General features: G+C 69.7%; 15 protein-coding genes and 1 pseudogene. 9 read left to right on the forward strand and 7 right to left on the reverse strand.

Annotated elements, in window-relative coordinates; all coding sequences use genetic code 11:
- Positions 1–218: 218 nt before the first annotated feature.
- A complete protein-coding gene (locus tag FIP57_RS01675) occupies positions 219–773 on the forward strand; it encodes a hypothetical protein (protein WP_148571287.1) in 555 nt (184 codons plus the stop codon).
- Between the two features lie 152 nt (positions 774–925).
- On the opposite strand, the gene FIP57_RS01680 is transcribed toward FIP57_RS01675, so the two are convergent.
- On the reverse strand, positions 926–2,368 hold the full coding sequence (locus FIP57_RS01680) for a DHA2 family efflux MFS transporter permease subunit (protein WP_148571290.1): 1,443 nt from the start codon (positions 2,366–2,368) through the stop codon (positions 926–928).
- 222 nt (positions 2,369–2,590) lie between these two features.
- On the opposite strand from FIP57_RS01680, the gene FIP57_RS01685 reads away from it, so the two are divergent.
- The 4 genes from FIP57_RS01685 (at position 2,591) to FIP57_RS01700 (ending at position 6,804) form a co-directional block, all read left to right on the forward strand.
- Positions 2,591–2,866 (forward strand): metal-sensitive transcriptional regulator, encoded by a 276-nt coding sequence (locus FIP57_RS01685; RefSeq protein WP_148571792.1) that lies wholly within the window; start codon positions 2,591–2,593, stop codon positions 2,864–2,866.
- 64 nt (positions 2,867–2,930) lie between these two features.
- Positions 2,931–3,371: a cation transporter gene (locus FIP57_RS24385; protein WP_203230990.1), complete on the forward strand. Its 441-nt coding sequence runs from the start codon at positions 2,931–2,933 to the stop codon at positions 3,369–3,371.
- Positions 3,368–4,408: a hypothetical protein gene (locus FIP57_RS01695; RefSeq protein ID WP_148571292.1), complete on the forward strand. Its 1,041-nt coding sequence runs from the start codon at positions 3,368–3,370 to the stop codon at positions 4,406–4,408. The genes FIP57_RS24385 and FIP57_RS01695 overlap by 4 nt, the downstream gene beginning before the upstream one ends.
- Before the next feature lie 41 nt (positions 4,409–4,449).
- Positions 4,450–6,804, forward strand: coding sequence for a heavy metal translocating P-type ATPase (locus FIP57_RS01700; RefSeq protein ID WP_148571294.1), 2,355 nt, complete (start codon positions 4,450–4,452; stop codon positions 6,802–6,804).
- Between the two features lie 89 nt (positions 6,805–6,893).
- Here FIP57_RS01700 and FIP57_RS01705 read toward each other — a convergent pair whose 3' ends face one another.
- Positions 6,894–7,835: a GlxA family transcriptional regulator gene (locus FIP57_RS01705; protein WP_203230991.1), complete on the reverse strand. Its 942-nt coding sequence runs from the start codon at positions 7,833–7,835 to the stop codon at positions 6,894–6,896.
- A gap of 118 nt (positions 7,836–7,953) precedes the next feature.
- Here FIP57_RS01705 and FIP57_RS01710 point away from each other — a divergent pair, with 118 nt between their 5' ends.
- The gene (locus tag FIP57_RS01710) at positions 7,954–8,589 is read left to right on the forward strand and encodes an isochorismatase family protein (RefSeq protein WP_148571298.1); all 636 of its coding nucleotides are present in this window, start codon (positions 7,954–7,956) and stop codon (positions 8,587–8,589) included.
- A 164-nt stretch (positions 8,590–8,753) separates the two neighbouring features.
- Here the strand turns inward: FIP57_RS01710 and FIP57_RS23890 are convergent, their stop codons facing one another.
- The 3 genes and pseudogenes from FIP57_RS23890 to FIP57_RS01720 all read right to left on the reverse strand — a co-directional run bounded on the left by FIP57_RS23890 (position 8,754) and on the right by FIP57_RS01720 (position 10,685).
- A complete protein-coding gene (locus FIP57_RS23890) occupies positions 8,754–8,903 on the reverse strand; it encodes a hypothetical protein (protein WP_238993205.1) in 150 nt (49 codons plus the stop codon).
- 62 nt (positions 8,904–8,965) lie between these two features.
- A pseudogene (locus FIP57_RS24470) lies at positions 8,966–9,673 on the reverse strand (tyrosine-type recombinase/integrase); the annotation flags it as partial.
- A gap of 139 nt (positions 9,674–9,812) precedes the next feature.
- A complete protein-coding gene (locus FIP57_RS01720) occupies positions 9,813–10,685 on the reverse strand; it encodes a helix-turn-helix transcriptional regulator (protein WP_148571300.1) in 873 nt (290 codons plus the stop codon).
- Between the two features lie 181 nt (positions 10,686–10,866).
- Here FIP57_RS01720 and FIP57_RS01725 point away from each other — a divergent pair, with 181 nt between their 5' ends.
- From FIP57_RS01725 to FIP57_RS24255, 3 genes are read left to right on the forward strand one after another with little or no spacing between them, the layout of a single operon-like run.
- Complete coding sequence (locus FIP57_RS01725) at positions 10,867–11,889, forward strand: zinc-dependent alcohol dehydrogenase family protein (RefSeq protein WP_203230993.1); 1,023 nt, start codon at positions 10,867–10,869, stop codon at positions 11,887–11,889.
- Positions 11,890–11,924: 35 nt separating this feature from the next.
- On the forward strand, positions 11,925–12,458 hold the full coding sequence (locus tag FIP57_RS01730; RefSeq protein ID WP_203230994.1) for a cyclophilin-like fold protein: 534 nt from the start codon (positions 11,925–11,927) through the stop codon (positions 12,456–12,458).
- A gap of 5 nt (positions 12,459–12,463) precedes the next feature.
- Positions 12,464–13,048, forward strand: coding sequence for a DapH/DapD/GlmU-related protein (locus tag FIP57_RS24255; protein WP_148571306.1), 585 nt, complete (start codon positions 12,464–12,466; stop codon positions 13,046–13,048).
- Positions 13,049–13,144: 96 nt separating this feature from the next.
- Here FIP57_RS24255 and FIP57_RS01740 read toward each other — a convergent pair whose 3' ends face one another.
- Together FIP57_RS01740 and FIP57_RS01745 are read right to left on the reverse strand one after the other, a co-directional pair.
- The gene (locus tag FIP57_RS01740) at positions 13,145–13,777 is read right to left on the reverse strand and encodes a GAF domain-containing protein (RefSeq protein ID WP_162529647.1); all 633 of its coding nucleotides are present in this window, start codon (positions 13,775–13,777) and stop codon (positions 13,145–13,147) included.
- Positions 13,778–13,870: 93 nt separating this feature from the next.
- The gene (locus tag FIP57_RS01745) at positions 13,871–14,560 is read right to left on the reverse strand and encodes a GAF and ANTAR domain-containing protein (RefSeq protein WP_148571310.1); all 690 of its coding nucleotides are present in this window, start codon (positions 14,558–14,560) and stop codon (positions 13,871–13,873) included.
- Between the last annotated feature and the right edge of the window lie 331 nt (positions 14,561–14,891).

Below are 14,891 nucleotides of genomic sequence, written 5' to 3' on the forward strand. Positions count from 1 at the left end.
ATCTGACTTCGGACCGCTCGCTATCTGCGGCATGACCGTACGGATGGGACGTTGACAGCCGACCGAGTGAGTCCGAGATGTGTCGCCTGGCCTGCTGATCCTCCTGACGCCCGGTGTGCCAGCATCGGCCTGCCGCAAGAGAGGAGGTGGGACGGATGAGGCCGCGCCGTGCCTGGCTGCCCGCTGCCGGGTTGCTGGCCGCTTGTGTCGTGGGCGCCGTGGTGTTCGTCGTCCTCTGGCCCGAGGCACCCGAGGGCGGCGACGAGCCTGCGACGCCACGCTCGCTGGCCTACGTAGTCTCGGAGCATGTCGAACTCGACCCCACCAGGGCCGGCGTTGACTGGGCGGCTGACGACTACCGCCGTCTCTTCCCGCACCCGAAGCGCGCCGTCGCCGCCACGATCAACTTCGCCGGCGAGGGCAACGTCGTCACCGTCGGCGTCTCACCGGAGCGGCCGAAGCAGGACCCGTACTGCGACGATGGCCACTGCGCCAACCTCGGCGGAGGCGTCACGCTCACGTGGGATGAGCTCACGCCGCAGGAAGACCCCGGGCTCATCGTCGTGATCGCCGAGCTGGACGACCACTCGCTCGTGTTGCGCTACTCCGGCGCCGAGATCACCGGCGACCCTCGCGACCTAGACCTCCCCGTCCCAGTCGACATGATGGTAGACATCGCCACCGACCCACGTCTCGCCCCCACAACGTCGCCGGAGGCGATCGAGGGTGGTAAAGAGCTCGGCTACTGGCTCGAAGGAGTCCAGGTCATCTGACGTTCGGCCGAACGGATGGTGCACGCTCATCGGCACGATCGCGCGCTCGGCACAACCGCGCGGACTGCGGCAGATCCGGGCGAGCGTAGCCGCCCTCAACGCGGCAGACGGGACGTCACGACTGACGGCCCTGACGTCTAATGCTCGGCCCTTCATTGCCGGTCCTGCTGGGGCCCGGCGGTGACGAGCAGGGCGACGAGGGTCGCTGCAACCAGCAGCGCTACGCCGCCGGCCAGGTACGCGGTGCCGTACCCGTGCGCGAGCGCCTTTGCGGGGCTGGGCCCGTGGTCTGCTGCGGCGATGGTCGCGGCGGTCGTCAGTAGGGCGAGGCCGAGGGCTGCGCCGATCTGCTGGGCGGTGTTCAGCAGGGCGGAGGCCACTCCGGTCTCCTGTTCGGCGACGCCGTGGACAACGGTCAGGGTCATCGGCACGAACGCGAGCCCGAGCCCTGCAGAGGTGAGGAAGATCGGTGCCATCAGGTGTGTCCAGTACCCGGAGCTGGCCTCGAGGGTGCAGAGCCAGAACATGCCGCCGGCGGCGAGCAGCAGCCCGGGTGCCGCGACCGCGCGGGGCGAGAGCTTCTCGACGAGCTTGGAGGCGGCGGCGGAGGCGAGGATGATGCCGACCCCGAACGGGAGGGCGGCTGCGCCGGCGCGCAGGGGTCCGAAGGCGAGGACCTGCTGCATGAACAAGGTGGCGAGGTAGAAGGTGCCCATGAGCCCGGCGCCGACGAACAGCACGACGACGTAGGCGCCGGTGCGGTTGCGGTCGGTGAGCAGGCGCAGCGGCAGCAGCGGATGGGCGCTGCGGGCCTGGGAGGCCACGAACGCGACGAGGAGGACGACGGCGGCCGCGAACGCGGTCAGCGTGGTCGTGTCGGCCCAGCCGTGCTCACCGCCGCGGGTCAGTCCGTAGGCGAGCGCGGCGACACCGCCGGTGCCGGTGACGGCGCCGAAGGTGTCGAGGCGGCCCGTGCGGCGTTCGTCGTCGACGAGCACCTTGGTGCCGGCCAGCACCGCGAGCCCGATCGGGAGGTTGATGAGCAGCACCCACCGCCACGACAGCGCGCCGGTGAGCAACCCGCCGAGCAGGACGCCACCGGTGATGCCGAGCGCGGACATCGCCCCGTACACCCCCATCGCCTGGTTGCGGAGCTTCCCGGCCGGGAACGTGGTCGCGACCAGGGCTAGCGCGTTCGGTGCGGCCAGGGCGGCGCCGATGCCCTGGAGCCCGCGGGCGCTGATCAGCAGCTCGCCGTTGGGGGCGAGGCCGCCGAGCACCGACGCGGCGGTGAACACGACCATACCGATGCGCAGCACCCGGCGGCGGCCGTACAGGTCGCCGACCCGGCCACCGAAGAGCAGCAGCCCGCCGAAGGCGAGCACGTAGGCGTTGATCACCCATGGCAGGGCTGAGTCGGAGAGGCCGAGGTCTGCCTGGATGCTGGGCAGCGCGACGTTCGCGACGGTGTCGTCGAGCACCAGCATCAGCTGGGCGGTCGCGATCACCAGCAGCGCGAGCCCGAGCGGGCGTCGGGTGGTCGTGGCCGGGGGTGCGGCCCCGCCGGGTGCGGCAGGGGTTTCGAGGTGCGACACGTTCGTTCCTTTCAGGGAGGGCGCCAAGCTAGGTACGGGTGGGGGGTATCTGTGCCGGCCTCATTGGTACCCCGTTGGGGTATCCAAGGCAAGTCACTGGTCAGGTGTGCTGAATTACAGCGCACCGCCGCAACTTGCGCTTGACGAAATACCCCTAGGGGGTACCGTGTTGATCGAGTGACCACCTGAGGAGGACCCGTGAGTTCGACCGAGACCCACACCATGGCTGGCTACATCAGCGACAAGGACGCGCTGCTCGCGCGGCTGCGCCGCATCGAGGGTCAGGTCCGCGGCCTGCAGCGCCAGGTCGAGAACGAGACCTACTGCATCGACGTGCTGACCCAGGTCAGCGCGACCACCAAGGCTCTGCAGTCGGTGGCGCTGCTGCTGCTCGACGACCACCTCGGCCACTGCCTCGCGCATGCCACCGACCCCGAGGACCGCGACCGCAAGGTCACCGAGGCCTCCGAGGCCATCGCCCGGATGGTCCGCTCCTAAGCCCTCAGGCCAACGCGAACCCCCAGCATCCCATTTCCCCCTGAAGCCGAAGGACGGCCACACGATGACGAACGCCCCCGAGACCACCGCCTGGACCCTGCCGCTGCTGAACACCGACTCGGCCACGGGCGCCGCGAACGACGCCCAGGGCGGCGGCTGCGGCTGCGGGGGCTGCGGCTGCGGCACCACCACTACAGACACCACCTCGAACGAGACCACCAGTCAGAGCACCAGCGCGACCACCAGTGAGCCCGCTGCGAGCACCGCGAAGGAGAACGACGTGACCACCTCGACCTACACGCAGAGCTACCCGGTGACCGGCATGACCTGCGGCCACTGCGTCGCCTCGGTCACCGAAGAGCTCGAGGAGCTCGCCGGTGTCCGTGAGGTGAGCGTCGACCTCGTCGCCGGCGGCACCTCCACGGTCACCGTGACCAGCGACCAGCCGCTCACCGACGACGCCGTCCAGGACGCCGTCGCCGAGGCCGGCTACCAGCTCGCATGAGCACCTCGACCCGCACCGGCGCCGGTACCGCGACGAAGGTCGCCGGGTTCGCGGTAGTCCTCGCCGTCGTGTTCGGCGGCGCGTGGGCCGCAGGTGCCCAGGTCGGTCCCATCGGAACGACCGCCGAGGCAGACAACGCAACTCACAGCAGCGGGCACAGCAGCGGTGACAGCGCCGGCGCCGACACCCACCGCTCGGAGCAGCCTGAGCAGGCTAAGCAGCAGGAGGACGACATGAGCAACACCGCGACCACCGGCAGCGCCACGCTGCCTGGTCTGGCGGTCGCCGGAGACGGCTACCGCCTAGTGCTCACCGACACCACGGTCGAGCCTGGCATCCAACCGGTCGCGTTCAGCATCGAGGGCCCCAACGGGCAGCCGGTGACCGAGTTCCATGTCGAGCACGAGAAGCAGCTGCACCTGATCGTGGTGCGCCGCGACCACGCCGGCTTCCAGCACCTCCACCCGACCTTGGATGAGACGACCGGGACCTGGACCGCCGATGCGGAGCTCACCGCGGGCAACTGGCGTGTCTTCGCCGACTTCACCGCCACCGGCGGACCCGCGCTGGTGCTGGGCGCCGATCTCCTCGTCCCCGGCGAGGTCGAGGCGCCGGCCACCGCCGAGGAGACCCGCTCCGACGTCGTGGACGGCTACACCGTCACCGTCGACGGCGCCCTGGCGCCGGGTGAGCACTCCGCGCTCACGCTGCGGGTGAGCAAGGACGGCGCACCGGTCACCGACCTGCAGCCCTACCTCGGCGCCTACGGCCACCTGGTCGCGCTCCGCGAAGGGGATCTGGCCTACCTGCACGTCCACCCCGGCGGTGAGCCCGGAGACGGCGAGACCCAGCCGGGCCCGGAGATCGCGTTCGGCGCCGAAGTGCCGAGCACCGGGCGCTACCACCTCTACCTCGACTTCCAGCACGACGACGTGGTCCGCACCGCCCATCTGATCCTAGACGCCGGCCGGGTCGTCAGCAGCGACACCGAGGCGAGCTCGGACAGCGGCCACGGCGACACCGACCACACCCACTGACCACGTCCCATCCACGGCGAACCGCCCACCAGGAGCACCCGATGAGCTCGACCACCGAGCCGACCACCGAGCAGACCACCCCACCCGCCAGTCAGCAGCACACCAACGAGAACGTCGAGCTGCTGCTGACCGGGATGACCTGCGCCTCGTGCGCCAACCGCATCGAACGGAAGCTGAACAAGCTCGACGGGGTCTCCGCGACGGTGAACTACGCCACCGAGAAGGCGAAGGTCAGCTACGACCCGGACGGTGCCGGCGTCACCACCGAGGACCTCATCGCCGCGGTCGCCGCCGCCGGGTACACCGCCACCCTCCCGACGCCTCCCCGCCGGCCCGCGGCCAGCGACGCGGGTCAGGAGACGGCGGAGGTGCCGGACGCCCACGAGGCGGCGGTCCGGTCGCTGCGGCAGCGGCTGCTGATCTCGACGCTCCTCACCGTCCCGGTGATCGCGATGGCGATGGTCCCTGCCTGGCAGTTCACCTACTGGCAGTGGCTCTCGCTCACCTTCGCCGCACCCGTCGTGGGGTGGGGGGCGTGGCCGTTCCACAAGGCGGCCTGGACGAACCTGCGGCACGGCACCTCGACGATGGACACCCTGGTCTCGATGGGCACCCTGGCGGCGTTCGGCTGGTCGCTGTACGCACTGTTCCTCGGCGCCGCCGGCGAACCAGGGATGACGCACCCGTTCGAGCTCACCATCGAGCGGATGAGCGGCACCGGCAACATCTACCTCGAGGCCGCCGCCGGCGTCACCACCTTCATCCTCGCCGGCCGCTACTTCGAGGCCCGGTCCAAGCGACAGGCCGGCGCGGCGCTCCGGGCGCTGCTCGACATGGGCGCCAAGGAAGTCGCCGTGCTCCGCGACGGCCCCACCGGGCCGGTCGAGCACCGCATCGGCGTCGACGAGCTCACGGTCGGTGACCTCTTCGTGGTCCGCCCGGGTGAGAAGGTCGCCACCGACGGTGTCATCACCGACGGCACCTCCGCGGTCGACGCCTCCATGCTCACCGGTGAGTCGGTCCCGGTCGAGGTCGGCCCCGGTGACAGCGTCGTCGGCGCCACCGTGAACGCCGGCGGACGGCTGGTCGTGCGCGCCACCCGCGTCGGTGCCGACACCCAGCTCGCCCAGATGGCTCGGCTCGTCGAGGACGCCCAGAACGGCAAGGCCGCCGCCCAGCGGCTCGCCGACCGCATCTCCGGCATCTTCGTCCCGATCGTGATCGCACTGGCCGCCGGAACCCTCGGGTTCTGGCTCGGCACCGGCGCCGACGCCACCGCCGCGTTCACCGCCGCTGTCGCGGTGCTCATCATCGCCTGCCCCTGCGCGCTCGGCCTCGCGACGCCGACCGCGCTGATGGTCGGCACCGGTCGCGGCGCCCAGCTCGGCATCCTCATCAATGGCCCCGAGGTCCTCGAGCAGACCCGTCGGGTCGACACCATCGTGCTCGACAAGACCGGCACCGTCACCACCGGCCAGATGACGCTGACCGACGTCGTCCCCGCTGCCGGCGAGGACGCCGACGAGGTGGTTCGGCTCGCCGGGGCGCTCGAGGACGCCTCCGAGCACCCGATCGCCCGCGCTATCGCCGACGCCGCCCGCTCCGGGCACGGTTCCCTGCCGACGACCGAAGGGTTCGCCAACGTCGAGGGGCTCGGCGTCCAAGGTGTCGTCGACGGTCACGCGGTCCTCGTGGGACGTCCGCAGCTGCTCGCCGAGTGGTCCCAGCACCTCACTCCCGACCTCGAGCAGGCCCTCGCCGACGCCCAGGCCGCCGGCGGCACCGCGGTCGCGGTCGGCTGGGACGGTCAGGCCCGTGGCGTACTCGTGGTCACCGACAAGGTCAAGGACACCTCCGCCGAGGCCATCGCTCAGCTGCGTCAGCTCGGGCTGCGGCCGATGCTGCTCACTGGCGACAACGCCGCGGTCGCGAACACCGTCGCCGCCCAGGTCGGCATCGACGCCGGTGACGTCATCGCCGACGTGTTGCCGGCCGGGAAGGTCGACGTCGTCAAGCAGCTCCAGTCCGAGGGCCGGGTCGTCGCGATGGTCGGCGACGGCGTGAACGACGCCGCCGCGCTCGCGCAGGCCGACCTGGGGTTGGCGATGGGCACCGGCACCGACGTGGCCATTGAAGCCAGCGACCTCACCCTGGTGCGGGGCGACCTGCGGGTGGCGGCCGACGCGATTCGGCTCTCGCGCCGCACGCTCGGCACGATCAAGGGCAACCTGTTCTGGGCGTTCGGGTACAACGTCGCCGCTCTGCCCTTGGCGGCTGCCGGGCTGCTGAACCCGATGCTCGCCGGGGCCGCGATGGCGTTCTCCTCGGTGTTCGTCGTGGCCAACAGCCTCCGCCTACGCCGTTTCCGGTCGGCGGTACCCACAGCCCGCTCGTGAATCAGGCGCCGGCGGACGAGACTCGACGTGTGTAGCGGGGGTCCTTGTCGGCGAGGCAACTCGGCTGCGACGACTGTGGCGCGCCGACGTCACTTCTGGGGTAGTGAGAATCGCTGCCGATACGACGTCGGGGTGGTCGCGTAGGTGGCGACGAAGTTCTGCCTGAACGTGACCACGCTGCTGAAACCACAGGCGGAAGCGATGCGGCCGACAGACAGAGTCGTCGTCTCAAGCAGGCGCCGCGCTTCGTCGAGGCGCCGGGCCAAAACCCAACGCGCAGGGGTTGTCCCCGTGACCTCGGCGAATCGGCGGGTGAAGTTGCGCCGGCTCATCCGTGCGTGGGCCGCGAGGTTATCGACGGTGAGCGGTTCGTCGAGGTGGGCCAGTGCCCAGTCGATGATCGGGCCCAGGTGCCCAACGCCGCCTGGCTGGGGCATCGGGCGGTCGACGAACTGTGCCTGGTCGCCGTCACGGTGCGGAGCGACCACGAGGTTGCGCGCGACGGTAGCGGCGGCGGCAGAGCCAAGGTGGGAACGAACGATGTGCAGGCAGGCATCGATCGCCGAAGCTGTGCCGGCTGAGGTGAGGACATCGCCGTGGTCGACGTAGAGCGCGGCTGCGCTGACCTTCACCTCGGGGCGTCGGCGTGCGAGCTGCTCCGCCGCGCCCCAGTGCGTGACGACGCCGCGGCCATCCAGCAGCCCGGTGTCGACGACCGGGAAGGCACCCAGACATAGGCCCGCAATGCGGCTCCCGCGTGCCTGCGCGGCGCGGATGCTGTTGGCCAGGGCGTCGTGCGTGGCGGGCAGGTCGGTCGGCCAGGACGGCAGCACCACCAGGTCGGCGTCATCGACCGCGTCGGGGCCGCTGACGTCCTCCACCCGCGGACCTTCGACGGTCCGGATGCCGCGGCCGTCCTGAGTCCACACCACCGGGTCCCACCCCGTGGCCAGGCCCTGCCGGCCGACCTCACCGAAGACCAGCAAGGGGGCAGCGAGATGGAACATCGTGATGCCGTCGAAGGCGTACACAGCGATCCGCATGGTTGGCCCGATTTCATCGAATGAGGTCGTTCGCGCCACTCACGATAGCCCGGTCGGCCAGGGCAGGCTGAATCGGAAGCCTTCGTCACCCCCAAAGGAGAAAGCCATGACCGCTCCCCGCCGAGCACTCATCGTCGTCGACGTCCAGCAGGAGTACTTCAACGGGATCCTGCAGATCCAGGCCCCGTTGCGCGAGAAGACGCTCGCCAACATCGTGTCCGCCCTCGAGGTCGCCCAGCAGCAGGGGCTGCCCGTGGTCGTGGTACAGCACGAGCTCCCGCAGGGTGCACCGGTCTTCGCCATGGACAGCGAGAGCTGGTCGCTGCACCCCGAGATCGAGCAGCGCCTGAACCCGTCTTGGAAGCGGGTCACCAAGGCTAAGGGCAGCGTCTTCGCCGGCACCGATGTCGCCCAGTGGCTGGCCGAGCAGGACATCGACACCATCACGATCGTCGGGTATATGACCAACAACTGCGACATCGCCACGGCCGTGGGTGCTGAGGAGCTCGGCCTAGCCGCCGAGATCCTCTCCGACGCCACCGGCGCCATCCATCTGGCGAATGAGGCCGGCAAGGTGTCCGCGGACCAGCTGCACGAGACCCTTCTCGTGCTTCTGCACTCCAACTTTGCCGCCGTCGCAACCACCGAGGCCTGGACGGCCGCCGTCACCGCCGGTGAAGCCCTCCCCAAGAGCGACCTGGGCACCTCCGCTATGCAAGGCCGCGCCGCCTTCGGGGCCTGACCGACAACAGGGCGACGGGCTTCTCGCACGTCCCAGCCCGGGGACTCCCATTTACCCGACCATGCTCATCCAAGGCGTGGCCTGGAGCGAGCCGCCGTCGGATTATCGACGTACGAATGACGGCATCCCCGGGTGAGCGGTCATTGGCACGACCGGACGGCCGTTCAGGTCCCTGAGGCCATGTAAGCAGCGAGGATGTAGTTCGGGTGTCTGTCCAGGTTCTTGCGGGCCCGGTCGTAGCGCATGGTGGTGCGCGGGTCGGCGTGCCGTGCGGCGATCTGAACATCACGCAGGTCGACGCCGGCGTCGAGCATGGTGTGACGAAGGTGTGCCGAAGCATGTGTGGATGCATGCGCGGGAGCTTTACCCCGGCGTCCTTGGCGAGTCGACGGAGCCTCCGCGTGGCGCAGTGACGGTCCATGCGGGTGCCGCGGCGAGTGAGCAAGACCGGGCCGGCGGGCCGGTCGTCGATGGCACGCTCAATCGCGCGGCCGACCGGCGGGAGCGGCACAAGCACAACCTTGTCGCCCTTGCCGCGGACCCGCAGCACGCGGTGACCATGCTCCTCGCCAAGGTCCTCGATGTTGCTGCCGGTGGCCTCGAAGATTCGTAGCCCCAGCAGGCCGAGCATGGTGACCAGTGCGAAGTCGCAGCGATACGTCGAGTCCTTAGCGGCGGTCAGCAATGCCTCGAACTGCAGGTGGGTCAGTCCTAGCGTGGGGGACTCGGCGGGCACGTTGGGCCGACGAACGTACTCGGCTGGTGAGTGCTCGAGCACCGCGTCGATGACGCATGTGCGGTAGAAGCCGGCGACCACAGACAGGCGGCGCGACACCGTCGATGGCCGGTACTGCCGCACTTCTTGCAGCCACCGCAGGTAGATCTCGATGTGCGGCCGAGTGGCGGCCAGCGGATCCAGGCCTCGCGATTCGCACCAGGTGAGGTAGCCGCGCAGGTCGGACTCGGTGTGAATGCGTGACTGCCCCTTGAAGCGCGCAAGGTATGCGGCCACGGCCAACCGGCGGACGTGGGAGGTGGTGACGACGACACCGGAGACGGCCGGGCCCGGTTGCGAGTTCTCCATCGCTTCAGTGCTCCGCTACTACAGCGCTGAGTCAATCCCCGCGTGGTTCACCATGTGCGGCACGTGCGGCACGTGCGGCATGTGCGGACATCGCAGTGCTTCGGGGCGCAGCTGTTGGGTGCTCTCAACTAGGTTCGGCTCAGGCGTCGGGAACGGTTCGGACGGGTGCCGCCCAGGACGCAAGCAGATGAAGTCTTTCGGCGGACGGGGAGCCGGGCTCTGCGGTGTAAATGAAGATGGTCAGCCCGGGTTCGGCGGTCATGGCGAGCTCTTCGTAGGCCAGGGCGAGCTCCCCGACGACGGGGTGGTTGAAGCGCTTGGTCCCGGTGCCGTGGGTTCGGACGTTGTGGTCGGCCCAGAGCCTGCGGAAGGTCTCGCTGCGCGTGGAGAGCTCACCGACGAGGTCCTGCAGTCCGCGGTCGTGGGGGTCCCGACCCGCGTCCGTGCGCATGATGCCGACGCACATCGCGGCGAACAGGTCCCAGTCGGGGTAGAAGTCGCGGGAAGCGGGGTCGAGGAACTGGAACCGGGCCAGGTTGGGCAGACGCCCGCCGTTGCCGATCACGGGCGAGTAGAACGCCCGGCCGAGACTGTTGGTGGCCAGGATGTTCTGGTGAGCATCTCTCACGAACGCGACGCCGCCGGTGATGGCCTCCAACGCCCAGCGCAAACTGGGTCGTGCGGCGGCCTTGCCCGGCGTACGACGCCGGGGGCGGCCCGATGTCGGGATGCCGTCGGCGGCCCGGGCGAGGTCGAACAGGTGAGCGGTCTCGGTCTCGTCGAGCTGCAATGCCCGTGCGAGCGCGTCGAGGACGCCCGTCGACGCGCCGGCGATCTGCCCCCGCTCGAGACGGGCGTAGTACTCGACGCTGAGTCCGGCGACGGCCGCGACTTCGCTGCGCCGCAGCCCCGGCACGCGCCGGGTGCCGACCGCCGGGAGGCCGACCTGGTCGGGGGTGAGGCGGGCGCGGCGAGTGGTGAGGAACTCACGGACCTCTGCTCGGTTGTCCACGTCGTCGAGGGTATGCCGCTACCGCATCGTGTCCGAGCGCCCAGGGGTGCCCTGTCGGTGCACCCATCAACAGGGACTCCCGCCGTGCGGAAACGGCGCGTTGACTCGAGCTCGCGGGCCCCCTGGTCCGCGCCGTGCGGCAGTCGCCCGCGAACCCGAACAACGAAGTGGAGCATCAGCCATGCGTGGAGTTGTCATGCACGCCCCCGGTGACGTGCGCGTCGAGGACCGCGAAGACCCGCGGATCATCGAGCCGACCAACGCCATCATCCGCCTGACCGCGACCTGCATATGCGGGTCCGACCTCTGGCCCTACCGCGGCGTCGAGCCCGTCGACCACACCCTGATGGGCCACGAGTACGTCGGCGTCGTCGAGGAGATCGGGGCTGACGTGAAGACGCTCAAGCCGGGCGACTTCGTCGTCGGCTCCTTCGTCATCTCCGACAACACCTGCGAGATCTGCCAGGCCGGCTTCCAGTCCAAGTGCGTGCACGCCGAGTTCGTCCACGCCGGCATCGGCACCCAAGCCGAGAAGGCACGCATCCCGCACGCGGACGGCACCCTGGTCGCCACGCCCGGCCAGCCTGACGACGATCTCATCCCATCGCTGCTGGCCGCCTCCGACGTGCTGGGCACCGGTTGGTTCGCCGCCGACGCCGCCCAGGCCGGCCCCGGCAAGACCGTTGCGGTCGTCGGTGACGGCGCCGTCGGTCTCATGGCGATCCTCGCCGCCAAGCAGCTCGGCGCGGAGCGGATCATCGCCATGTCACGCCACCCCGAACGCCAGGAGCTCGCCCGCTTCTACGGAGCCACCGACATCGTCACCGAGCGCGGCGACGAGGGCGTGGCCAAGATCCGCCAGCTCACCGGCGGGCTCGGTGCCCACTCGGTGGTCGAGGCCGTCGGCACCCAGGAGTCCTTCATGCAGGCCGTCGGCGCGACCCGCGGCGGTGGTCACCTCGGCTACGTCGGCGTCAACCACGACGTGCAGATCCCGGGGACCCAGCTCTTCTTCGCCGGCATCCACGCACTCGGCGGACCCGCCCCCGTGCGGCGCTACCTGCCCGACCTCGTCCAGCTCATCTGGGACCGCAAGATCGACCCCGGCAAGGTCTTCGACCTCACCCTGCCGCTCGAGCGGGCCGCCGAGGGCTACCAGGCCATGGACCAGCGCACCGCCATCAAGGTCCTGCTCACCGTCTGAGTCCGATGCCCCTCAGGAGAACGAGGCTGACCGCAGTGCCCACGGTCATCCTGACCGCGCTGCTCGGCGCCGGATGTGGCAACGCCGTCGAGACCAGCGACGACCAGGTCGCTGCCGACCCCGAGTCGACCACCCACTCAACCCCGCCGCCGACACCCTCACGCAGCCCCGCGGGCAACGCGGCAGGCGAGCCGGCCGAGAGCCAGGAGAACCGCATGAACATCCAGATCACCATCGGCGACCAGACCTTCACCGCCGAGCTGCAGGACAGCCCCACGACACACGACCTCCTCGCGCAGCTCCCCCTCACCGTCGAGATGGTTGACCACGGCGGCGTCGAGAAGACCGGCCCCCTGCCGGGTCCGCTGTCGCTGGAAGGCCAGCCCGAGGGCGCCGACCCGGACGGGGGGCACGTGGGCTACTACGCCCCCGGCAACGACCTCGTCCTGTACTACGGCGACCAGTCCTACTTCCCCGGCATCGTCACCCTCGGACGAATGGACGGGGACGCCGCCGAGCGGATCGCGGACATGGACGGTTCGCTCACTGCCACCATCGAGGCACGGTGACCGCGATGCAGCTGCAGGACTTCCTCGCCCACGTGAACAGCGGCGCCACCGTCGAGGGCGGCTCCGAGCAGCACCGTTTCATGCACGAGGCCGCCCAAGACGCGTTTCGGATCACCGCCCAGATCAACGACGGGCACCGCACGCCCGAAGAGGTCCGCGCCCTGCTCGCAGAGCTCACCGGCAAGCCGATCGACGACTCGGTCGTCGTCTTCCCGCCGTTCCACACCGAGTTCGGCAAGAACCTCACCCTGGGCCGAGGCGTCTTCATCAACCTCGGCTGCCGCTTCCAGGACACCGGCGGCATCACCATCGGCGACGGCACCCTCATCGGCCACGGCAGCATGCTGACCACCCTCAACCACCACGTCGACCCCGAACGGCGAGCCGACATGATTCCCGCCTCCATCCGAATCGGCCGCAAGGTGTGGCTTGGAGCCGCCGTCACCGTCGTCCCCGGTGTCACCATCGGCGACGGTGCAATCGTGGGCGCCGGCGCCGTCGTGACCAAGGACGTCCCGGCCAACGCCATCGTCGCCGGCGTCCCAGCCAAGCTCATCCGCACGACCGGCTTCGAGGCCCAACCTGACTGACGGGGCTGCCCGCACATCGGTTACATGTGCGCGCTCTACGCGGCAGATCCGGGCGAGCGTAGCCGCCCTCAACGCGGCAGATGAGGACGTTCGCTTCTACGGACCGCGGACGAACCGGATCGTCTGGGCGGCCTGTTCCTCGCTGATGCCGGCTTGAGCCGCGGCGTCGCGTAGGCGTTCTCGGGCGGTGGTCATGGTCACGCCCTGGCTCTCGGCGATGATGCCGAGCGCGATGTTGATGTCGCCGAGTGCCCGCACCCTGCCGGGTGCCTCCGCGGCTTGCTTCTTGGTTCGGAAGGAGAGGTCGGCGTTGGCGATCGCGAGCGCTGCGTCGGTCCCGATGGCGTCGGCCAGTTGTTCGTGTCGGCCGGTGAAGGCGTCAAGGGTGGCGGCGTACAAGTTCACGCCGCCCATCACCCGGTCGGCGTCCATGATTGGGAGCGAGAGGCTGCTGGCCACCCCCAAGGCGCCGCTGGCCTGGGCGTACATCTGCCAGCGGTGCTCGTCGAACAGGTCGTCGATGTTCACGTCCAGGGGTTCTTTGCGGTCGAGGTCTGCGACGCACGGACCGCCGTCGAGGTACTGGACCGCGTCGAGGGCGGCGATCTGCTCTGCGCTGGCGACCAGGGTCAAGGTGATGCCGTCCTCGATCACGGCGAGGCTCAACCCGATCAGCTCGGGCACGATCGCACGGACGCGGGCGGCCATTGCGTGCAGCTCGATGCCCAACGACACCTCGCCGTGACGGGCAAGCTCTCGAAGAGCCTCGACGGTCTCCGGCGTCGGCTTCATGACCATCACCCTCCTTCCGGGTGCGAAGTGCTAGGCGCGGTGGCGCTCGGAGACCAACGCCTCGGCAACCTCGCGCAGCTTGACGTTGCCGTGCGAGGAGGCGCGGACCAGGAAGGCGAAGGCGCGGTCCTCGCTGATGTCGTAGCGCTCCATCAAGATGCCCAGCGCCTGGCCGATCACCTTGCGTGACTGCAGCGCCTCGTTCAGCTGCTCGCGCTGGGTGGCGTTGCCCAAGGCGATGGCGGCGTGGGTGGCGAACAGCTTGGCGGCCGCCTCCGCCTCGGGATCGAGGTCCTCGGAGGTCGTTGAGTACAGGTTCAGACCCGCGACCGCCGTGCCACGGTGATCGAGGTGGAGACTGATCCCCAGCTGTGCCTTGACGCCTAGTCCGACGGCTTCGGGAATGTAGCGCGGCCAGCGCTGGTCATGACGCAGCCGTGGTGCCGCGATCACGTCGCTGTGGCGCAGCGAGTCGACGCACGGCCCTTCGGACAGGTCGTACTGGAGTTGGTCGAGCCGCGGCACCAGGTCACCGGTGAACGCACGGGTCTCGGGAGTGCCGTTCTTGCGCATGATCGACACGCCTACCTGGTCGAAGCCGGGGACCGAGTGGGTCGCCGCTTCGGTGATGGCCTGCAACGTCTCGTCGAGGCTCTGCGGCTCATTGATGGTGCGAGCGGCAAGCGCGATCGCCTGCCCAACGTCAGATCGGGGGTTCAAGGGGTGCTCCGTATGCCTTGGTGATGACAGGCACACAGAGAGGCGCTTCCGACACGGAACGCTGCAAACCCATCGCGGGCCGCCTCTGCTGAACGGCTCGCTGTACCTGCACCCTACAACGCCGCGACGGAACGGTTGCGATCGCGCAGGTGGGTCGGGTGTTCCCCACGGCCCCACGCACCGACCTGCGCGAAGCCCGGCAAGCCCGGTCAGGGACCATTCGCTATTCCGACTATTTGCACGTACTGTCGTCAGAAGCGGACCGCTCAGAAGGCGCCAACGGCGACTCGTCAGGTCCGCTGGGTCCAAACTCAGGGCCCAGCGGACCGAC

This window comes from Nocardioides caldifontis, from assembly GCF_008087345.1.
Lineage (GTDB): Bacteria > Actinomycetota > Actinomycetes > Propionibacteriales > Nocardioidaceae > Marmoricola_A > Marmoricola_A caldifontis.